The organism is Rhodococcus sp. 2G (genome assembly GCF_001886355.1).
Lineage (GTDB): Bacteria > Actinomycetota > Actinomycetes > Mycobacteriales > Mycobacteriaceae > Rhodococcus > Rhodococcus pyridinivorans.
Genome location: NZ_CP018063.1, coordinates 4,999,533 through 5,019,736, shown reverse-complemented (window position 1 = coordinate 5,019,736; position 20,204 = coordinate 4,999,533). Strand labels below are relative to the sequence as shown.

Annotated in this window: 17 protein-coding genes; 6 read left to right on the top strand and 11 right to left on the bottom strand. The window is 68.0% G+C overall.

Going from position 1 to position 20,204, the window contains the following annotated elements; translation table 11 throughout:
* Positions 1–95: 95 nt before the first annotated feature.
* Positions 96–1,496 (bottom strand): IS1380 family transposase, encoded by a 1,401-nt coding sequence (locus BO226_RS23835; protein WP_071934671.1) that lies wholly within the window; start codon positions 1,494–1,496, stop codon positions 96–98.
* 260 nt (positions 1,497–1,756) lie between these two features.
* Between BO226_RS23835 and kstD the strand changes: the two genes are divergently transcribed.
* From kstD to BO226_RS23810, 5 genes are all read left to right on the top strand, one after another.
* A complete protein-coding gene (gene kstD, locus BO226_RS23830; protein WP_198040590.1) occupies positions 1,757–3,469 on the top strand; it encodes a 3-oxosteroid 1-dehydrogenase in 1,713 nt (570 codons plus the stop codon).
* Between the two features lie 40 nt (positions 3,470–3,509).
* Positions 3,510–4,370 (top strand): MaoC/PaaZ C-terminal domain-containing protein, encoded by an 861-nt coding sequence (locus BO226_RS23825; protein ID WP_071936223.1) that lies wholly within the window; start codon positions 3,510–3,512, stop codon positions 4,368–4,370.
* Positions 4,371–4,404: 34 nt separating this feature from the next.
* Complete coding sequence (locus tag BO226_RS23820) at positions 4,405–6,150, top strand: cholesterol oxidase substrate-binding domain-containing protein (RefSeq protein ID WP_064061663.1); 1,746 nt, start codon at positions 4,405–4,407, stop codon at positions 6,148–6,150.
* A gap of 61 nt (positions 6,151–6,211) precedes the next feature.
* The gene (locus BO226_RS23815) at positions 6,212–7,270 is read left to right on the top strand and encodes an alpha/beta hydrolase family protein (RefSeq protein WP_232238019.1); all 1,059 of its coding nucleotides are present in this window, start codon (positions 6,212–6,214) and stop codon (positions 7,268–7,270) included.
* Between the two features lie 50 nt (positions 7,271–7,320).
* On the top strand, positions 7,321–7,935 hold the full coding sequence (locus tag BO226_RS23810) for a flavodoxin family protein (protein ID WP_019290163.1): 615 nt from the start codon (positions 7,321–7,323) through the stop codon (positions 7,933–7,935).
* A 27-nt stretch (positions 7,936–7,962) separates the two neighbouring features.
* Here BO226_RS23810 and BO226_RS23805 read toward each other — a convergent pair whose 3' ends face one another.
* The 10 genes from BO226_RS23805 to BO226_RS23760 form a co-directional block, all read right to left on the bottom strand.
* On the bottom strand, positions 7,963–8,751 hold the full coding sequence (locus BO226_RS23805; protein WP_170318477.1) for an ABC transporter permease: 789 nt from the start codon (positions 8,749–8,751) through the stop codon (positions 7,963–7,965).
* Between the two features lie 11 nt (positions 8,752–8,762).
* A complete protein-coding gene (locus BO226_RS23800) occupies positions 8,763–9,740 on the bottom strand; it encodes an ATP-binding cassette domain-containing protein (protein WP_071936221.1) in 978 nt (325 codons plus the stop codon).
* 94 nt (positions 9,741–9,834) lie between these two features.
* Positions 9,835–10,671, bottom strand: coding sequence for a mycofactocin-coupled SDR family oxidoreductase (locus BO226_RS23795; protein WP_197481867.1), 837 nt, complete (start codon positions 10,669–10,671; stop codon positions 9,835–9,837).
* Positions 10,672–10,786: 115 nt separating this feature from the next.
* The gene (locus BO226_RS23790) at positions 10,787–12,193 is read right to left on the bottom strand and encodes a DUF2252 domain-containing protein (RefSeq protein WP_064256763.1); all 1,407 of its coding nucleotides are present in this window, start codon (positions 12,191–12,193) and stop codon (positions 10,787–10,789) included.
* A gap of 79 nt (positions 12,194–12,272) precedes the next feature.
* A complete protein-coding gene (locus BO226_RS23785) occupies positions 12,273–13,442 on the bottom strand; it encodes a lipid-transfer protein (RefSeq protein WP_064256762.1) in 1,170 nt (389 codons plus the stop codon).
* Positions 13,439–13,843: a MaoC family dehydratase gene (locus BO226_RS23780; protein WP_071936220.1), complete on the bottom strand. Its 405-nt coding sequence runs from the start codon at positions 13,841–13,843 to the stop codon at positions 13,439–13,441. The genes BO226_RS23785 and BO226_RS23780 overlap by 4 nt, the downstream gene beginning before the upstream one ends.
* On the bottom strand, positions 13,840–14,859 hold the full coding sequence (locus BO226_RS23775; protein WP_071936219.1) for a bifunctional MaoC family dehydratase N-terminal/OB-fold nucleic acid binding domain-containing protein: 1,020 nt from the start codon (positions 14,857–14,859) through the stop codon (positions 13,840–13,842). The genes BO226_RS23780 and BO226_RS23775 overlap by 4 nt, the downstream gene beginning before the upstream one ends.
* Before the next feature lie 44 nt (positions 14,860–14,903).
* Positions 14,904–16,055 carry an acyl-CoA dehydrogenase family protein gene (locus BO226_RS23770; RefSeq protein WP_071936218.1) on the bottom strand — a complete coding sequence of 384 codons (1,152 nt, stop codon included), beginning with the start codon at positions 16,053–16,055 and terminating at the stop codon, positions 14,904–14,906.
* Positions 16,040–17,110 (bottom strand): acyl-CoA dehydrogenase family protein, encoded by a 1,071-nt coding sequence (locus tag BO226_RS23765; protein ID WP_071936217.1) that lies wholly within the window; start codon positions 17,108–17,110, stop codon positions 16,040–16,042. The genes BO226_RS23770 and BO226_RS23765 overlap by 16 nt, the downstream gene beginning before the upstream one ends.
* A gap of 67 nt (positions 17,111–17,177) precedes the next feature.
* Positions 17,178–19,325 (bottom strand): acyl-CoA dehydrogenase, encoded by a 2,148-nt coding sequence (locus BO226_RS23760; protein WP_071936216.1) that lies wholly within the window; start codon positions 19,323–19,325, stop codon positions 17,178–17,180.
* Positions 19,326–19,414: 89 nt separating this feature from the next.
* On the opposite strand from BO226_RS23760, the gene kstR reads away from it, so the two are divergent.
* On the top strand, positions 19,415–20,074 hold the full coding sequence (gene kstR / locus BO226_RS23755) for a cholesterol catabolism transcriptional regulator KstR (protein WP_006550468.1): 660 nt from the start codon (positions 19,415–19,417) through the stop codon (positions 20,072–20,074).
* Positions 20,075–20,204: the final 130 nt, after the last annotated feature.

The following is a 20,204-nucleotide window of genomic DNA, read 5'->3' as shown; positions in this document are numbered from 1 at the left end:
TCGTAGGTGGCTGCGTTGTCGGATGAAGGCATGAGGGATCGCCGGCGCTGCGTTCGCCGGTTCTCCATGATTGCTCGTCGGTTCGAGGTGAATGCTCAGGCGGTGCGCAATGTGGTCCAGGCGGCGTCAATGAGGTGGTTGTAGGGCCAACCCTTCGGCAGTCGCAGCAATCGTCTCCTGCCGGTGTTGATGATGCGGCCGGCGACAGTGAGGATCCGCAGGCGCAGCCGTTTGGGTTCCCACCGGCGGACCGGTGCACGCTCACCCCAAGCAAGAGTCTGAGTCCAGGCCAGTAATTCGGCTGCGAGGGAGACGATTTCGAGCCAGATCTGATTCTGGGCGAACCCGTGAAACGGCAGGTTCCGCATGCCGGTGTCCTTCAACCCGCGGATACGGTCCTCGGCTCGGGCCCGTTGCCTGTGCCGGACCTCGAGGACCGGCAGGGTCCAGCCGGGACCGCGGGTGTTGGTCGCGAAACAGGTGATCCGCCACCCGTCGGCATCGGTCAACCGCAACTGCGCGCCGGGATGCGGACGCTCACGTCGGACGATCACCCGCATCCCGGCGGGCCAGTCCTTCGGCCCGGGCCTGGTGACCCGGGTCGGTTCCGGCATCCACGCGGTCAGCTCCGCGACCTGGGCGCCGTCACGAGGTTCACCCTCGCCGTCGACCGCCGCCCGCCACGCCTGAACAGGGATTGCCTCGATCGCCGTCTTCACCGTCTCGTGCGCGGGGAACCCGATCGAATACTCGAGCCCGAGGTCGGTGATGTGATGCAGGAACGCTTTGGAGCACCCGCCGGAATCGGTACGTACCAACACCTGCCCACGCTCCGATGCAGGCAGCTGATCGAGGGCGTGGTCGAGGGCGGTGATGTGGTCCTCCTTGTCGAATGGGGAAGCCTTGCCCGGCCGCAGATCCAGGACCAGCGGTTCGCCGGTGCCGTGTTCGCCATGGTCGACGAACACGCACATCGGCGAGAACCCGAACGTGCGCTTGTAGGTCGGCTCGGCGAGTTCCTTGTCCGAGTGCGCGGTCACCAGTGTCGAGTCCAGATCGACGATCACCTGACCACCGTCACGGTTGCCCGCGGTGCCGGCCAGTGGTCGGCGGCGATCCCACGCCGCCGCTCGAGCCGATGCACGAGCAGCCCGGATCGCGGGCAGCACCATCTCGATTTCTGCGGCAAGGCCGGTGACCAGCCGGGACACCGTCGGATCGGAGGCGACCGGTCCGAACAGTTCGGGTTGGGCGCGCACCACCGCGAGGTCGGCGGCGCAGTCACCACCGAGCGCGATCGCCATGGCCAGGTCGATCAGCACCTTGCCCGGGTCATGACGTGATCGCGGCGCCCGCCACGGTGTCAACGCCGTCGACAGTGCCCGATCGACGCCACAGACCCTGACCGTCTCGCGCAGCAGCAGTGCCCCGGACGAGGAAATCAGCGACTCGCGGCGAGGATCGAGAACCAGAGCTGGGTACGGGTTAGGCTTCACCTGCGGAGTGCCTCTCTCGATGACGGATACTTGACCTTCGACAAGCCAAGAATCCACTACCGGACAGGCACTTCCGTGCTTTACACGCCGGGCTCAGCCCGCATGAGAGGAAATCTCCAGGCTATCGGACGGTGCCGTCGCTCGTCGTCGGCCGGCGATATCGCGTTCCAGTGTCGACGTCACCGCGTCTTCGCTTCACGTCCAGGACTCTTCGCATTCGGGGATGGACTCGGCACCGCCATTTCTATAACGTGTTCTACATGACGAAGCAGGAGTACGACATCGTTGTCGTCGGCAGCGGTGCCGGCGGAATGACCGCCGCCCTCACCGCAGCCCGCAAGGGCGCCGACGTGGTCCTGATCGAGAAGGCGTCGCGCTACGGCGGGTCGAGCGCCCGATCGGGCGGCGGTGTGTGGATTCCCAACAACGAGGCGCTGAAGTCCGCCGGGGTGGACGACACCCCCGAAGAAGCCCGGAAGTACCTCCACAGCATCATCGGCGACGGCGTACCTGCCGAGAAGATCGACACCTACATCGATCGCGGACCGGAGATGCTCTCCTTCGTCCTGAAGAACAGCGCCCTCGAACTGCAATGGGTACCGGGCTATTCCGACTACTACCCCGAGGCGCCGGGCGGACGTCCCAGTGGCCGTTCGGTCGAACCGACGCCCTTCGACGGCCGCCGTCTCGGCGAGGATCTCGCTCTCCTCGAACCCGACTACGCCCGAGCTCCCAAGAACTTCGTCATCACCCAGGCCGACTACAAGTGGCTGAACCTGCTCATGCGGAATCCGCGCGGACCGGTTCGCGCCATGCGGGTCGGCGCTCGGTTCGTCTGGGCGAACATCACCAAGAAGCACCTGCTCGTCCGAGGCCAGGCGCTCATGGCCGGGCTGCGGATCGGTCTGCGCGACGCCGGTGTGCCCCTGCTACTGGAAACGGCGCTCACCGACCTTGTCGTCGAGGACGGGGTCGTGCGCGGCGTCGAGGTGGGCGCGAACGGCGAGAAGTGCGTCATCCGTGCCCGCAAGGGCGTGATCCTCGCAAGCGGCGGTTTCGAGCACAACGCCGAGATGCGGGCGCAGTACCAGCGTCAGCCGATCGGCACCGAGTGGACCGTGGGCGCGAAGGCGAACACCGGAGACGGCATCCGCGCCGGACAGAAGCTGGGCGCCGCAGTCGATTTCATGGACGATGCCTGGTGGGGACCGTCCTTCACTCTCACCGGCGGCCCGTGGTTCGCACTGTCGGAACGCAGCCTCCCCGGGTGCCTCATGGTCAACGCCGCAGGCAAGCGTTTCGTCAACGAGTCGGCGCCCTACGTCGAAGCGACGCATGCGATGTACGGCGGCAAGCACGGCCGCGGCGAGGGACCGGGCGAGAACATCCCCAGCTGGCTGATCCTCGATCAGCGCTACCGCGACCGCTACACCTTCGCCGGCATCACCCCCCGCACTCCCTTCCCCCGCCGGTGGCTCGAGGCCGGGGTGCTCGTCAAGGCCGGTTCCGTCGCCGAACTCGCCGAGAAGATCGGGGTACCGGCCGACGCCCTCACCGAGACGGTGCAGCGGTTCAACGGCTTCGCCCGGGCCGGCAAGGACGAGGACTTCGGCCGCGGCGAATCCCACTACGACCACTACTACGGGGATCCGCGCAACAAGCCGAATCCGAGCCTCGGCGTGGTCGACAAGGCCCCGTTCTACGCGTTCAAGGTGGTCCCCGGCGATCTCGGCACCAAGGGCGGGCTCGTCACCGATGTCCATGGCCGGGTGGTGCGCGAGGACGGCAGCGTGATCGACGGCCTGTACGCGACCGGTAACGCCAGCTCCCCGGTCATGGGTCACACCTACGCCGGGCCCGGCGCCACCATCGGACCGGCGATGACCTTCGGCTATCTCGCGGCCCTGGACATCCTGGACCGCACGCGTGACGAACGTGCCGAAGAGCTGCGAGAATCCGCCGACACCGTGTGACCCGATCGACTCGCGTTCGAGCCGTAGAAAGGAAGTACCCGTGCCCATCGATCCCTCGGTTGCCGTCGGAGCCGAACTGCCCGCTCAGGAGTTCGAGTGGAGCAGCACCGATGTCCAGCTCTACAACCTCGGCATCGGTGCCGGGTCCCATCCCACCGACGCGGGTGAACTGCGTTACCTCCGGGACAGGGGTCCCCAGGTACTCCCCACCTTCGCGACCGTCGCCGCGACCTTCCACCAGGTCGAGCCGCCGAAGGCCTCGTTCCCCGGGATCGAGATCGATCTCGCCAAGGTCGTCCACGGCAGCCAGGAGGTGACCGTGCACGCGCCCATCCCCGCTTCGGGCAAGGGCCGCACGGTCACCCGCATCGCCGAGGTGTGGGACAAGGGCAAGGCCGCGGTCGTCGTGCAGGAATCGGTGACCGAGGATCTCGACGGCAATCCCCTGTGGACCGCGCGGTCGTCGATCTTCGCCCGCGGTGAGGGTGGTTTCGGCGGCGAGCGCGGCCCGTCGGAGTCGGTGGAGTATCCCGATCGTGAACCGGACGCCGAGTTCGACGTGCCGACCCTTCCACAGCAGGCGCTGCTCTACCGCCTGTGCGGCGACCGCAATCCCCTCCACTCCGATCCCGAGTTCGCATCCGCGGCGGGCTTCCCGGCACCGATTCTGCACGGGCTGTGCACCTACGGCATCGTGTGCAAGGCGGTGACCGACGGTCTGCTCGACGCCGACGCATCGCGCGTGAAGGGATTCCGCGCCCGGTTCGCCGGTGTGGTCTTCCCCGGCGAGACCCTCCGGGTGCGCGTGTGGAACGACGGCGACCGCAAACTCGTGACCGTCTCCGTCATCGAACGCGATCTCGCCCCTGCCCTGGCCGACGTGGTACTCACCGTGGCGTGATCGCCGCGCCCTCCCGAAAGAGCGACATTCGAACATGACACTTCGTGATTCGTCGCCGCGCCTGTCGCGGCGCGGTTTCCTCGCGGCCGGCGCCGGTGCGTTGGCGGTCTCCGCCCTCGGTGGATGGACCCCGGTACATGCCGTCCCCTCCGGGTCCGCGGCCTCGACGCTCCCCACTCCCCCGGTGTTCCCCGACGGCATCGATCTCTACCAGCAGGCGTACCAGAACTGGTCCAAGGAGATCATGCTGGACGCCATCTGGACCTGCGCGCCTCGCACCCCCGACGACGTGGTGCGCCTGGTGAACTGGGCGCACGAGAACGGATACACCATCCGTCCGCGCGGGGCCATGCACGGCTGGACACCGCTGACGATCGTCAACGGCGCACCCGTCGACCGGGTGATCCTCGCCGACACCATGCTCCATCTCGACTGGGTCCAGGTGAACCCCGGAGGCTCCCCCGCGACGGTCACGGCAGGTCCCGGCGCGACGCTCGACGTCATCACCACTGCATTGCAGGACCACGGTCTCGGACTCGCGAATCTTCCTGCGCCCGGCGTGTTGTCGATCGCCGGGGCGCTCGCCGTCAACGCGCACGGCGCCGCCCTGCCCGCCAACGGTGAATCCACCCTCCCCGGTCACACCTTCGGGTCGCTGAGCAATCTCGTGACCGAACTGACCGCCGTCGTGTGGGACGGCAGCGCCTACGCACTGCGTACCTTCACCCGCGCCGATCCCGAGATCACCCCGCTGCTCACGCATCTCGGCCGGACGTTCATCACGTCCGTCACGTTGCAGGCCGGACCGAACTATCGCATGCGCTGCCAGTCCTTCACCGACATCACCTGGCAGGAACTGTTCTCCCCCGCCGGTTCGCCGGGTCGGACCTTCGAGTCGTTCGTCGATTCGGCGGGGCGGGCCGAGGCGATCTGGTATCCGTTCACGGAACGTCCGTGGATGAAGGTGTGGTCGCTCGCACCGGAGAAGCCGGCCACCTCGCGGGAGGTCACCGGGCCGTACAACTACCCGTTCTCCGACAACGTGCCCGAACCGATCACCGACCTGCTGGGGCACATCACGGCCGGGAACACTTCGATCGCACCGGCTTTCGGTCAGACCTATTACGGCGTGACCGTGGCCGGTCTCGCAGCGACGGGATCGTCCGACATCTGGGGCTGGTCGAAGGATCTGCAGTTCTACATCAAGGCGACCACCCTGCGACTGACCGAGGGTGGCGGTGCGGTGCTCACGAACCGCACCAACATCGCCAACGTGATCCACGACTTCGCGCACTGGTTCTCCGAGCGCATCGAGCACTACCGCAGCCTGGGACAGTTCCCTCTCAACGGTCCGGTCGAAATCCGGTGCTGCGGACTGGATCGGCCGGAGGACGTCCTCGTCCCGTCGGCGGGACCGCCGACGATCGCGTCGACCCGCCCGCGTCCCGACCACCCGGAATGGGACACCGCCATCTGGCTCAACGTTCTCGGTGTCCCGGGAACTCCCGGCATGTTCGCCTTCTACCGGGAGATGGAGCAGTGGATGCGGCAGCGGTACAACGGAAGCGACTCGACCTTCCGGCCGGAATGGTCGAAGGGCTGGGCGTTCGGTCCCGACCTGCCGTACACCGACGAGCAGATCCTGACGCAGGGCCTGCCCGACACCTACCGGGAAGGTGTTCCCTCGGACGAGAACTGGGATTCGGCTCGCGCGGTCTACAACCGTCTCGATCCGCATCGGGTCTTCAGCAACACCTTCATCGACACCCTGCTCCCCTGATCTCCCACGGGCGTCCTCGCTCACCACGGGCACAGCGCAGTCCTTTGCTAGGGTTCGCACCATGCGGAACGTGCGAAGGTGGATCGGTGCTGCTGCTGTGCCCGTGCTGGTTCTCGCGGGAGGTGTGACACTCGCGGGAACCGCGGTGGCCCTTCCCGACACGGGTTCGGTCGCCGTGCCGAACGGCACCGACGCCCCGGTGACCTTCGAGGCCGACGGCACCACCTTCCACGGCAGCCTCCGCAACCCGGACGGAGCCGCGGTGGCCGCCGCACTGCTGCTCCCGGGCAGCGGCACCACCGATCGCAACGGCAACCAGCCCGGCTGGGCGGCCGACACCCTGGTGCGCACCGCGGACGCACTCGCCGCCCACGGCATCGCGAGCCTGCGCTTCGACAAGATCGGGGCCGGTGAGACGGGCCTCGGGTCCTACACGGTCGAGACCATCGGCGAGTACGGCTTCACCGAGCAGGTCGACCACGCCGAAGCCGCGGTGCGTCTGCTCGCTGAACACACCGGAATCTCCCCCGAGGAGATCTTCGTCCTCGGACACAGCGAGGGTGCACTGACCGCGCTCGCACTCGCCGATCGCGGTATCGGAAGCGGCTTCGCACTTCTCGCTCCGCTACCGATGCGCTACCTGGACCTGCTGACCGCCCAGCTGAATGCCGTGGTGGATTCCGGACAGCTCGGCCCCGACGGCGAGGCGGTCCGGGCCGACCTGCCGCGTGCCGTCGAGTCGCTGCGGACGACCGGGGCCTTCCCCACCGATCTGCACCCGATCCTCGCGCAGTTCGGCATGAACCCCGCGAACGCGAAGTTCCTCTTCGAGTCCGACCAGCTCGACCCGGTTGAGCTCGCCGCGGAGCTGGCGGCCGACACCCCGGTGCTGCTCACCTGTTCCGACAAGGACCTGAACATCAACTGCGCGCAGGTCGAGCCGCTGCGAAACGCCCTCGCCCACACCGACCTGCAGTTCGAGCACTTCACCACCGCCAACCACAGTCTCGAGGAACTCGGCCCGCTGCAGCCCGGCCCGGCCGACCAGGTGGCACTGCTGCCCACCTCGTTCGAGTTCTCGGCGGCGATCGACAGTTGGGCGGCCGCACGCGGTCGCTGACTGTCGTGTTGTAGGTGATTGTCGTGGTGTAACTCGGGTATCCCGGGCACATGACAGCACTGCACGCCGTGGCCCTGAACTGCACGCTCAAGCCGTCCCCCGCCGAGTCCAGCACCGACAAGATGGTGGCGCACGTGTTCGACGCACTGTCGAAGCACGACGTCAGCGTCGAAACCGTCCGGGTCGTCGACTTCGACGTCAAGCCCGGTGTCGAAGCCGACATGGGCGATGGGGATCAATGGCCGGAGATCGTCGAGCGCATCGTCTCGGCCGACATCCTGCTCGTCGCCACACCGACCTGGGTGGGACACATGTCGAGCGTCGCCCAGCGCGTCCTCGAGCGGCTCGATGCCGAACTGTCGAACACCGACGACGAGAACCGTCCACGCATGGTGGGCAAGGTCGGGATCGCCGCAGTCGTCGGCAACGAGGACGGCGCGCACAAGATCGTCGCCGACCTGTTCCAGAGCCTCAACGACATCGGTTTCTCGATCCCTGCGCAGGGCTCGACCTACTGGAACGGCGAGGCGATGTCGGGCACCGACTTCAAGGATCTCGACGAGATCCCCGAAGCGGTGCGCTCGACCACCGAATCCGTCGCCCGCAACGCCGTGCACCTGGCGACGCTGTTGCGTCAGCGCCAGTACGCGCCCTACCCGGGATGAACCCACCCGCCGGCCGGACGCCGACGGTCAGCGGCTGACGGCCTTCTGGTACCTGCGGATCGCGAACGGCACGAACACGATCAGCATCAACGCTGTCCACATCAGCGACGCGAGGACCGGATTCTGCAGGGGCCACACGTCGGGGGGCGGCACCATGGGATTGGTGTTGCCGAACAGTTCGCGGACCGCCTGCGTGACGGCCGAGATGGGATTCCACTCGGCGATGACGCGCAGCACCGTCGGCATCGACGACGGGTCGACGAACGTGTTGGCGATGAACGACAGCGGGAAGATCACCATGAAGCTCGCGTTGTTGAAGACCTCGGGCGTGCGGATCCACATGCCGATCACGGCCATCACCCACGACAGGGCGTAGGCGAACAACAACAGCAACAGGTAGCCGGCGAGCGCCTCACCGACCGAGGTGTTGATCCGCCACCCCACGAGAAGACCGGTCAACGACATCACCACGAGGCTGAGCACATTGATCAGCACGTCGGTGCTGGTGCGTCCGATGAGCACCGCGGACGGGGCCATCGGCAGCGACCGGAACCGGTCGATGATGCCCTTCTGCAGGTCTTCGACCATCCCGAGGCCCGTCCAGGTGGATCCGAAGATGACCGTCTGGGTGAAGATGCCTGCGATGAGGAACTCCCGGTACGAGACGCCGGGAACGTCGATCGCGCTGCCGAAGACGTATGCGAAGAGCAGCACGAACATGATCGGCGACAGCGTCGTGAAGACCAGCAGATCCGGCACACGCTTGATCTTGATCATGTTGCGCTTGGCAATGGTCAGGCCGTCGGATGCGACCATCTCGAGTGTGTTCACGACACCGCCTCCTCGACCTTCTCGTCCGTGCCGCGACCGGTGAGCGTGAGGAACACGTCGTCGAGGGTCGGTTTCCGCAGTGCGACGTCGGAGACCCGGATGCCCGCGGCCGACAGCTTCCCGAGCGCCGTCACGAGCCCGTCGGTTCCGCCGCCCGAGTCGCCGCTGACCGGCACGGTGATGCGGCCGGTACTGCGCTCGACCCTGACCTCCCCGGACGCCACCGATTCGAGCTCGCGAACCGCGCGGTCGCGCTGATCGGTGTCGGTCACGGCGAGTTCGATGCGTTCGCCACCGACGCGGCTCTTGAGCTCGTCGGCCGTGCCGCGGGCGATGACCGTGCCCCGATCGATCACGACGATGTCGTCGGCGAGGCGTTCGGCCTCGTCCATGTACTGCGTCGTCAGCAGCAGCGTCGTGCCGCGTTGCACGAGGGTGTCGATGACGTCCCACAACCCGAGGCGGGCCCGCGGATCGAGACCCGTCGTGGGTTCGTCGAGGAACAGCACCGGAGGATCGGCGACGAGCGCACCGGCGAGGTCGAGGCGGCGTCGCATACCGCCCGAATAACCCTTGACCGGGCGATCGCCCGCTTCTTCGAGATCGAACTGTTCGAGCAACTCGCGTGCCCGGAGGCGACTGCGTTTGGCGCCGAGGTGGTACAGCCGGCCGACCATCTCGAGGTTCTCGAAGCCTGTGAGATATTCGTCGACCGCCGCGTACTGCCCCGATGCTCCGATCCTGGAGCGGAGCTTTCGCGCCTCGGTGAGGACGTCGTATCCCGCCACTTCGGCGCGACCGGCATCGGGGACGAGCAGTGTCGTCAACACCCGCACCGTGGTGGTCTTTCCGGCCCCATTGGGCCCGAGGAGCGCGGTGACCGTCCCCTCCGGCACTCGCAGATCTACCCCGTCGAGCGCTCTGAGCTGCCCGTATGTCTTGATCAGTCCTTCTGCAACTATGGCGTCGGCCATCAGTTTCTCCCCTGACTGTGGTGGTGAGCACAGTGTGCACGAAGAGACCGACACGGTTCGACGGGTTTTCTCATCGCTCCGCCGGGAGGATCGCTCAGCCCGTCACCCGGGCGGCGTTGCCGGCGTCGATCGGCAGCACGGTGCCGGAGATGTGTGCGGACGCCTCGTCGGCGAAGAACAGAACCGCACGGGTGACCTCGGCCGGGTCGAGCCACGGCACCGGTTGTGCGTGCAGGGAGGTGAACACCGGAGCGACATCGTCGGCGGTCGGATGTTCGAGGTCGGGCCGCAGCATCCCGTAGAGCGCGTCGTTGTGGATCATCGGCGTGGAGATGTTGCCCGGGGCGACGGCGTTGACGGTGATGCCGTTCTGCGCGAGGTCCAGGGCCGCGCTCTTCGTCAGGCCGATCACGCCCCACTTCGACGCTGCATACGCGGCCATGTTGGTGTTGCCCGCTCGGCCGAGCATCGACGACACCGTGACGATACGACCGTAGCCGCGTTCGATCATCCCCGGCGTGACCGCGGCGACGGTGTTGAACACCCCGGTGAGATTGGACGCGATCGCTTCGTCCCACATCTCCTGCGGCATGCGGTACACCGGTGCCGCGACCGACACCCCGGCATTGGCGACCGCGATGTCGATCCGCCCGAGTTCGGCGTGGGCACGAGCCACCAGCGCGTCCATCGCCGGACGGTCGGCGGTGTCGAGTGTCGCAGAGACGGCGCGGCGACCGGTCGCCTCGACGAGTTGCACCGTCTCCGCGAGGTCCTCCTCGGTCGCCAGCGGATATCCCACCACCGGTGAGTCGGAACACCGGTCGCAGACGACCACGTCGGCGCCTGCCTCGGCGAATGCGACGGCGTGCGAGCGTCCTTGGCCCCGCGCCGCTCCCGTCACGAATGCGACCCTGCCCTCGAAACCCATCATGACGTCCTTCCGTCGGCGCGTGATCGCCTCCCTTGTACCGCGCCGAGCGAAAGGACGGATGGGTGATTCCCGGACAGCGGACATGCCCGGGGAGCAGGCACGAATCAGACGGGGATCAGAGCCCGGTCCGGGCCTTCACCCGTCCCTGTTCGATGGCGTCGTGCAGCGCCTGCAGGTCGCGTTCGTTGCGGTCCGCGTAGGCCACCGCGAACGACGAGACCGCCTCGTCGAACTCCTCGTCCGTGCCGAGATAGGCCGCCAGTGCGATCCGGTCGCCGGCCCGCGCATGGGCGAAGGCGAGGACTCGGCCGCAGAGTCGGCCGTAGAGCTTCAGGCCCTTGGGCACCATCTCCTCGATCACCGCCGAACCCTTGCCGTCGCGGAGCTGACGGATATAGAAATCCCGGTTCACCCCGTCGGCCCCGGCGCCCTGCTGCCAGCCGAGGAAGATGTCGCTCGCCGACTGCATCAGCCGCTGACCGTTGACAACCCGTTCGCCCTCGTTCCGGAAGGTCGGACCGTCGACGTAGTACGACAGCACCGAACGCTGGGCCTCCTTCGCCTGCAGGAACAACGGATCGTCGTCGTCCGCACCGCGCAGCAGGAGGATCCACGCCCGCGTGCCGACACTGCCCACTCCGACGACCTTCCGCGCGGCCTGGACCAGTTCGAACTGTTCGAGGAGGACTCGGCGGTCCCACTGTAGTGTCGCCCGGTACGAACGGACACGGCCGTACAACTCGTCGTAGATCGCCTCGGCGTCGAGGTCGGCGAAGACCTCTTCGACGGGCACGATGAGCGGCGGATCGCTGATGATCCGGCGGTGACCGTCGATGATGGTGGTCAGCTTCTCCAGTGCCTGGAGGCTGTCGCGGCGCGAGGCCTTGTCGAGCGCTTTCCGCGTGCGTTTTCCCATCTTCGCATCCAGCAGGCCGCCCAACTCCGCTATCTCGGTCGTGGGATCGAGGTGGGAGTACCGCACGGCCAGATTTCCGAGTTGCGCTTGCCTACAGATCGTCTCGCGGTACTCTGCGGCACATGCCCGGGTGATCTTCCGGCGTTCCTTCGCGGTGAACCCGTTGTCGCGACCGGCGATCTCGAGGCTTGCGACCAGGCGCTTGACGTCCCATTCGAACGGCCCCGGATAGGTTTCGTCGAAGTCGTTGACGTCGAAGGCCGTTCTCCGTTCCGGAGTCGCGAACAGGCCGAAATTGCTCGCGTGGGCGTCGCCGCACAGCTGTGTGTGCAGACCACTGTCGGATGTGCGCGACAGATCGTCGGCCATCACCAGTGCAGCACCGCGGAAGAACGCGAACGCCGACGTCGCCATGCGGCCGTACCGGACCGGAACGAGCTGGGGGACGCGCGACTGCGCCTGACTCTCGAGCAACGCGATCGGATCCCGGGACGACTCCCCGAGATCGGCCAGCGACTCGACGGGAGTGCCCCTCCGAGCGGCGAGACCGTTCTGGACCCGCTGTTCGCGAGTCGGATGCACGACATGTCCGTCCGTGACCGACATGGGTCCTCCCACGGGGATATCACCGGAGTGTGGGCCTTCATAGTAGGCAGGCCTGCGGTCCCCTGGGAGGGAAACGGCGTCAGGACCGCGACAGCACCAGCCCTGAGGTCGGAACTCCTGTTCCTGCCGTGACCAGGACGTGGTCGACGTCGTCGACCTGGTTGACGGCCGTGCCGCGGATCTGCCGTACGCCCTCCGCGATGCCGTTCATGCCGTGGATGTAGGCCTCGCCCAGCTGACCGCCGTGCGTGTTGATCGGTAGCCGTCCGCCCACCTGGATGCCGTCGGCGACGAAGTCCTTGGCCTCACCGCGGCCGCAGAAACCGAGTTCTTCGAGTTGCATGAGCACGTACGGGGTGAAGTGGTCGTAGAGCACGGCCGTGGCGATGTCCTGCGGCCCGATGCCCGCCTGCTCCCACAACTGGTCGCCGACGATGCCCATCTCCGGCAGGCCTGTGAGCCCGTCCCGGTAGTAGCTGGTCATGATGTACTGATCGGGTCCGCTCCCCTGCGCCGCGGCCGCGATCATCGCCGGGGTCTGCTTCAGGTCCTTCGCCCGCTCGGCGCTGGTGACGACGATCGCGACGCCGCCGTCCGATTCCTGGCAGCAGTCGAGCAGGTGCAGCGGCTCGGCGATCCACCGCGAGTTCTGGTGGTCCTCGAGCGTGATCGGCTTGCCGTGGAAGAACGCCTTCGGATTCGTGGCGGCGTGCGCCCGATCCGCGACCGCCACGGCGCCGAAGTCGGCGCTCGTCGCACCGGAGACGTGCATGTAGCGTTGCGCGACCATCGCGACGAACGAGGCCGGTGTGCTCAGCCCGTGCGGGTAGGAGAACGCGTTGTCGGTACCCGACGAATTCACCTGCGCGGCAAGGGCAGTGTTGACCTGCCCGTACCGCGCGCCGGACCGCTCGTTGAACGCCCGGTACGCGACCACCACGTCGGCCACGCCGGTCGCGACGGCCATCGCCGCCTGCTGCACCGTCGCGCACGCCGCACCGCCGCCGTAGTGGATGCGGGAGAAGAACTTCAGGTGCGGAATCCCCACCGAACGGGCCACGGCCACTTCGGTGTTGGTGTCCATCGTGAACGAGACCAGACCGTCGACGTCGGCCGGGGTCAGTCCCGCGTCGTCGAGGGCGGCGCACACCGCTTCGGCCGCGAGGCGGAGTTCGCTGCGGCCGGAGTCCTTCGAGAAGTCGGTCGCGCCGATGCCGACGATCGCCGCTGCACCCGACAGGCCGCTCATGTGGTGCCTCCGATCACGAAAGTGGCTGTGGCCGTGATGTGTTTGCCCAGACTGTTGGTGCCGGTGATGTCGACGGTGACCAGTCCGTCCTCGACGGACGCGACGGTGCCCGAGAGGGTCAGGGTGTCGTAGGCGTACCAGGGCACACCCAGTCTCAGCGAGATCGACTTCACCACCGCGCGGGGGCCGGCCCAGTCGGTGACGTAGCGCTGCACGAGGCCGGTGTCGGTGAGGATGTTGACGAAGATGTCCTTCGATCCGCGCTGCTGTGCCTTGTCGCGGTCGTGGTGCACGTCCTGGAAGTCGCGTGTGGCCAGGGCCGTCGACACGATGAAGGTGGGATCGGCGTGGATCTCGAGGGAGGGCAGGCTCTCGCCCGTCGTGACGGTCGGGGTGCTCACACGTCCTCCTCGAGGGGCTTCCAGGCGTACAGCGTCCACGGCTGCCCGCCGGTCTCGTCGTCGCCGGGGAAGTCGAGGAAGGTGACCTCGACCGGCATCCCGATGCGTACCTGTCCAGGGTCGACGTCGCGGAGTTCACCGAGCATCCGGACACCCTCGTCGAGTTCGACGAGCGCGACGACGAAGGGCACCTGCCGCCCCGGCACCTTGGGAGCGTGGTGGACGACGAAGCTGAACACCGTTCCGCGACCGGAGGATACGACGTAGTCGGTGGTTTCCGACTTGTCGAGCCAGAGCGCCGGGACGGGTGGGTGCTGCAGGGTGCCGTCGGGGCGTCGCTGGATGCGCAGTTCGTGGGTGGCCACGCCGTCCCAGAAGAATTGCGTGTCGCGGGAGACGGACGGGCGGAGCATCCGCGTGGGGTCGAGATCGTCGGGTACCGCGGATGTGGGCCGGTCTTCCGACGTCTCCGCGCGCTCGTCCTTCGACGGCGGTGCGAACTTCAGGATGCGGAAGAGCATCTCGGCGACGACCTCGTCGCCGACCTTCCACAGGTTGCGGGTGGTGAAGAACCATCCCTCTCCGAGCCCGGTCCGCTTCGGGCCGACGACGTCCTCGAGGGTGGATTCGATCGTCACCTGCTCGCCGTGGCGCAGGTAGCGGTGGTAGATCTGGTCGCAGTTGGTGGCGACCACCGAGGTGTAGCCGGCGTCGTCGAAGATCTGCGTCATCCGGCCGAGCGGGTCGTCCTTCTCGCGTTCGGCGCCGAGGCCGCGCATCGTCCACACCTGCGCCATCGCGGGCGGGGCCACGAGACCACCGTGACCGGCTGCGATCGCCGCGGTCTCGTCGGTGTAGATCGGGTTGTCGTCGCCGATCGCCTCGAGCCAGTTGCGGATCATCGGCATGTTCACCGGATCGCGGCCGGGTCGCGGCGCGGACGGGCCGTCGCCGCGGACCTTCTCGGCCGCCTGCCGGATCTCCTCGGGGATCCTCCCCCGAGCATCTCGTGTCACCGAACCTTGTGTCACCGAATCTCGTGTCACCGAATTCTCCTGCCTCACCGCGGGACCCGCGGCATGCCCAGACCGGCGGTGGCGATCAGTTCGCGCATCACCTCGTTGACCCCACCGCCGAAGGTGATGACGACATTGCGTTTGGCCATCATGTCGAGCCAGCGGAGCAGATCGGCGGTGTCGTCGTCGGCCGGATCGCCGAAGGCACCGACGATCTCCTCGGCGAGGCGCCCGACGCGCTGGATCCGCTCGGTGGCGAACACCTTGGTCGCCGAGGCATCGGCGATGTCGACGGCGTCGTTGCTGCTCGCCGCGACCTGCCAGTTGAGCAGTTCGTTGAGTCGCCAGGTCGCGTGGATCTCGCCGAGTGCGCGTCGCACCTCGGGGCGGTCCCGGAGTTCGTGGGCGCGGACCCATTCGACGAGCCGGTCGTAGATGCCGGCGACGCGACCGGCCGGGCCGAGCATGACGCGTTCGTGGTTGAGTTGGGTGGTGATGAGCTTCCAGCCCTTGTTCTCCTCGCCGACGAGCATCTCGACGGGAACGCGTACGTCGCTGTAGTAGGTGGCGTTGACGTGGTGGGCACCGTCGCACGTGATGATCGGCGTCCAGCTGACGCCGGGATCCTTGGTGTCGACGATGAGCACGGAGATGCCGCGGTGACGCGAGTCGGCGGGGCCGGTGCGGACGGCGAGCCAGATGTAGTCGGCGTCGTGCCCGCCGGTGGTGAAGATCTTCTGTCCGTTGACGATGTAGTGGTCGCCGTCGCGGACGGCGGTGGTGCGCAGGGCGGCGAGGTCGGTACCGGCCTCGGGTTCGGAGTAGCCGATGGCGAAGTGCACCTCGCCGGCGAGGATGGCGGGCAGGAACTTTCGCTTCTGTTCGTCGGTCCCGTAGACCTGCAGGGTCGGGCCGACGGTCTGCAGGGTGACGCTCGGCAACGGCACGTCGGCGCGGACGGCCTCGTTGGCGAAGATCTGCTGTTCCACGTCGCCGAAGCCGCGGCCGCCGAACTCGACGGGCCAGCCCACGCCGAGCCAACCGTCCTTGCCCATGCGACGCACGACCTCGCGATAGGTGGGGCCGTGCCGCTCCGTGCGCATGATCGCAGCCTCCTCGGGTGAGACGAGGCTGCTGAAGTAGCGCCGCAGTTCGGCTTGCAGTGCGCGCTGGTCGTCGGTCAGATCGATGAACACCGGGCCCCCACGAGGTCGAGTCGGTACGAGGCGCCGCCGAGCAACCGGGCGAGGTCCTTGGCGGTCGACGAGTACTTGTGCAGCGGATAGGTCTCGTCCACACCCACGCCGCCGTGCAGGTGGTGCAGCACCCGCATGGCCGGCGGCAGTTCGGCGGCGATCCAGTAGGCGGTGATGTCGAGATCGTCCGCGGCGTCGAGACCTTCGGCCAGGCGCCAGACCGACGACAGCGCCGCGACGTGCAGGGTGCGGGCGGTGACGTAGACGTCGGCGATCTGCTGTGCGACGGCCTGGAAGGTCGCGAGCGGCTTGCCGAACTGGTGCCGCTCGCTGACGTGCTTCGCCGTGAGTTCGGTTGCCCCGGAGAGCAGTCCGTCGGCGAAGGCCGCCACGGCGGCGAGCGCGATCCGGTGGAGCATCGCCACAGCGTCGGTGCCGGATTCGGCGAGCAGGACACCCACGGCACCGTCGGCGAGCAGGACACCCACGGCACCGTCGGCGCGCACCGAGAACTCGGGAGAGCCGGTCGAGGTGGGGCTCGAACGCAGGGTCATGCCCACGGCGTCGGGAGCCACCGCGACCACGCCTGCGTCGGTGGGCAGCAGCACCACGCGTGCCCGATCGGCGTAGGGCACGGCGACGAACGAACCGGTGACCGCGTGGCCCCCGTCGGTGGCGACCGCCGTGGCGGCCGGTTGCTCCGGGAAGGCGCGCCCCGGTTCGCCGAGCGCGGCCGTGAGCACGGCTCCTTCGGCGACGCCGGCGAGCAGGTCGTCCTGTTGCTGTTCGGAGGCGAGCGCGAGGATCGGCAGCACGCCCAGGCCGAGGGTGGCCAGGGCCGGGGTCTGCGCGGCTCCGCGTCCGATCTCGGTGAGCACGGTGGCGACCTCGCCGAGCCCGAGGCCCGACCCGCCGAGACGCTCCGGCAGAGCGAGCGAGAGCAGGTCGGCGTCGGCCAGCCCGGCCCACAACGCGTCGTCGGTGAGGCCGCGTTTCAGGAGACCGGCCGCCACACCGGCGATTTCCTCCTGTGTCTCGTCACGTGCGAAGTCCACCGTCACCCACCTTCGAATAGAACGTGTTCTAGTTGTAGCACTCCCCGGCGCCCTGCGGAAGGACCGCTCAATCGCGCGGCAGGCCCAGGAGCCGCTCGGCCGCCACGGTGAGCAGGATCTGCTCGGTTCCGCCGGCGATCGTCAGGCACCGGGTGTTGAGGAACTCCCGGGTGAGCGGACCTTCCACCCAGCCGGCCTCGCCCGCGAGATCCATGGCGAGCTCGGCGGTGTCCTGCCGCTGCCGCACACCGATGAGCTTGCGGACGCTGGACGCGGCGCCCGGATCCTGCCCTTCGAGCTGCGCGAGGGTCGCCCGCAGATCGAGGAGCGAACCGACCGTCGCCTCCCCGATCTGCGTCGCGATGCGGTCCTCGGCGACGGGATCGCCGGGGGTCGACAGTTCGAGCAGTTCCTCGATGCGCGGCCCCAGCGACGATTTGCCCCCCATTGCGACGCGTTCGTTGGCGAGGGTCGTGCGGGCCAGCTTCCAGCCGTCGCCGAGATTGCCCACCACGCAGTCGTCCGGCACGAAGACCGAATCGAGGAAGACCTCGTTGAACAACGCGTCGCCGGTGATCTCGCGCAGCGGCGAGATCGTGATGCCCGCCGACTTCATGTCGACGAGGAAGTAGGTGATGCCCTTGTGCTTGGGGACGTCGCGGTCGGTGCGGGCGAGACAGATCGCCCAGTCCGCCTGCTGTGCGAGCGAGGTCCACACCTTCTGCCCGCGCAGCACCCATCCGCCGTCGGCCTTCTCGGCACTCGTGCGCAGCGCCGCGAGGTCCGAGCCGGCGCCGGGTTCGGAGAACAGCTGACACCAGACCACATCGCCGCGCAGGGTGGGCATCACGAAACGCTCGATCTGCTCGAGTGTTCCGTGTGCGAGGACGGTCGGAATCGCCCACCAGCCGATCACGAGGTCGGGACGTTCGATGCCGGCGGCGGCGAGCTCCTCCTGGACGACGAGCTGTTCGGCGGCGCCGGCTCCGCGACCGTAGGGCGGCGGCCAGTGCGGCGCGAGCAGGCCCGATTCGGCGAGGGCGACACGGCGCTCGGATTCGGGTGCGGCGGTAATCTTCTCGACCTCCGCGCGGATCCGTGCGCGTTCCTCCTCGTGATCGGACAGGTCGATACCGAGGTGACGGCGCGCGCCGTCGCGGACCAGGGTCGTCAGCCGCGAGCGCCACGCGGTGGAACCGCCGAGCACCTGGCGGGTGGCGACCGCACGGCGGAGATAGAAGTGTGCGTCGTGTTCCCATGTGAACCCGATGCCGCCGAGCACCTGGATCGCGTCCTTGGCGGTCTGCACCGCGGCATCGAGTGCGATCGCTGCGGCGGCCGCCGCCGCGATCGGCAGTTCGTCGGGCTGCGCGTCGACGGTGACCGCCGCATCCCAGGCCACGGCCCGGATCTTCTCGGTGCGGCACAGCATTTCGGCGCAGATATGTTTGACGGCCTGGAACGAACCGATCGGTTTTCCGAACTGTTCGCGGATCTTCGCGTACTCGACGGCGGTGGTCAGCGCCCAGCCGGCGAGACCGGCCAGCTCCGCGGCGGCGAGGCCGGCGGTCAGGTCGCGCACGAAGCCGGCCGGGACGGTCGCGACCCGATCGACCGGGACCGTCGCGTCGTCGAGGCGGACGCGGGCCACCGCGCGGGAGGCGTCGATGGTCTCGAGCGGTTCGACGTGCAGACCCGGATCATCGGCCTCGACGAGCGCCCAGCTCTCGACGGCCGGATCACCTTCACCCGCGACACGGACGAGCACGGCGACCCCGGCTTCGGCACCCACGGCCGGTCCGGCCTCACCGCGCAGCAGGACTCCGTCACCCGCCGGCTCCGCGGTCACGGCCGAGTCGAGAGCGAGCGCGGTGGGGACCTCACCCTCGGCGAGCCGTTCCGTCGTCTTGGCGACGGTCTCACCGGCACGGCCGAACACGAGGGCGGCCACGACGGTGGTCAGGATCGGGCCCGGTGCGAGTTCGTAGGCGGCCTGCTCGAGCATGACGGCCAGGTCCACGGTGGTCGCGCCGAGGCCGCCCGCCTCCTCCGGGACGGCGACGCCGAAGACTCCGAGTTCTGCGAGGGAGGACCAGCCGTCGCGCCACGTCGCGTCGCTTGCGCGACGTATCGTCGACATGGGGTCTACGGCACGTGACCAGGCCTGGACAGATGCCTGAACGGCCCGCTGCTCCTCGGTCGTGGCGATACTCACAGCGGTTTCCGCCCTTCCGAATGACATCATTGCTAGAACGTGTTCTAATATGGCACCGATTCAGAGTCAAGGCGTGAGGAAACGAATCTATGGCCACCCCGTCCCGCTCCCGTGCCAACGGACACGGAACTCTGACCGCCCTCACCGAGGACGATCTCAGTTCCAATGCCCAGAAGGAACGGCGCAAGCGGATTCTCGACGCCACCCTGGCGCTCGCGTCGAAGGGTGGTTACGAGGCCGTGCAGATGCGGGCGGTGGCAGAACGCGCGGACGTCGCGGTCGGCACCCTCTACCGATACTTCCCGTCCAAGGTCCACCTGCTGGTCTCCGCCCTCGGCCGTGAATTCGCCCGCATCGAAGGCAAGGGCCGGATCCCACCCGGCCACAGCCCCCTCGAGCGCATGCACCTCATCCTGGGCCTGATCACCAAGGCCATGCAGCGCGATCCCCTGCTCACCGAGGCCATGACACGGGCGTTCATGTTCGCCGACGCTTCCGCCGCCGCCGAGGTCGACCAGGTGGGCACCCTCATGGACCGACTGTTCGCACGGGCCATGAACGACGGCGAGCCCACCGAGGAAGAACTCGCCATCGCACGCGTCATCAGCGACGTGTGGCTGTCGAATCTCGTCGCCTGGCTCACGCGCCGTTCGTCGGCCACCGATGTCGCCCGCCGGCTCGAACTGACGGTGGAGCTGCTGCTCGGCGACGGCTCGCGCGTGCCGAAGACGGTCGCGTCGGAAGCCTGACGGCGCTCGTCCGAAGCCCCGCGGCGCTCGCGCCGGAAGCCCCGCGGCGCTCGCGCCGGAAGCCCCGCGGCGCTCGCGCCCGAAGCCCCGCGGCGCTCGCGCCGGAAGCCCGACGTCCGATCCGCCGCTT

Coding starts and splice junctions, on each gene's coding strand:
- kstD (WP_198040590.1), top strand. CDS start 1,757: ATGACGAAGCAGGAGTACGACATCGTTGTCGTCGGCAGCGGTGCCGGC.
- BO226_RS23820 (WP_064061663.1), top strand. CDS start 4,405: ATGACACTTCGTGATTCGTCGCCGCGCCTGTCGCGGCGCGGTTTCCTC.
- BO226_RS23815 (WP_232238019.1), top strand. CDS start 6,212: ATGCGGAACGTGCGAAGGTGGATCGGTGCTGCTGCTGTGCCCGTGCTG.
- BO226_RS23810 (WP_019290163.1), top strand. CDS start 7,321: ATGACAGCACTGCACGCCGTGGCCCTGAACTGCACGCTCAAGCCGTCC.
- BO226_RS23805 (WP_170318477.1), bottom strand. CDS start 8,751: ATGGTCGCATCCGACGGCCTGACCATTGCCAAGCGCAACATGATCAAG.
- BO226_RS23800 (WP_071936221.1), bottom strand. CDS start 9,740: ATGGCCGACGCCATAGTTGCAGAAGGACTGATCAAGACATACGGGCAG.
- BO226_RS23795 (WP_197481867.1), bottom strand. CDS start 10,671: ATGATGGGTTTCGAGGGCAGGGTCGCATTCGTGACGGGAGCGGCGCGG.
- BO226_RS23790 (WP_064256763.1), bottom strand. CDS start 12,193: ATGTCGGTCACGGACGGACATGTCGTGCATCCGACTCGCGAACAGCGG.
- BO226_RS23785 (WP_064256762.1), bottom strand. CDS start 13,442: ATGAGCGGCCTGTCGGGTGCAGCGGCGATCGTCGGCATCGGCGCGACC.
- kstR (WP_006550468.1), top strand. CDS start 19,415: ATGGCCACCCCGTCCCGCTCCCGTGCCAACGGACACGGAACTCTGACC.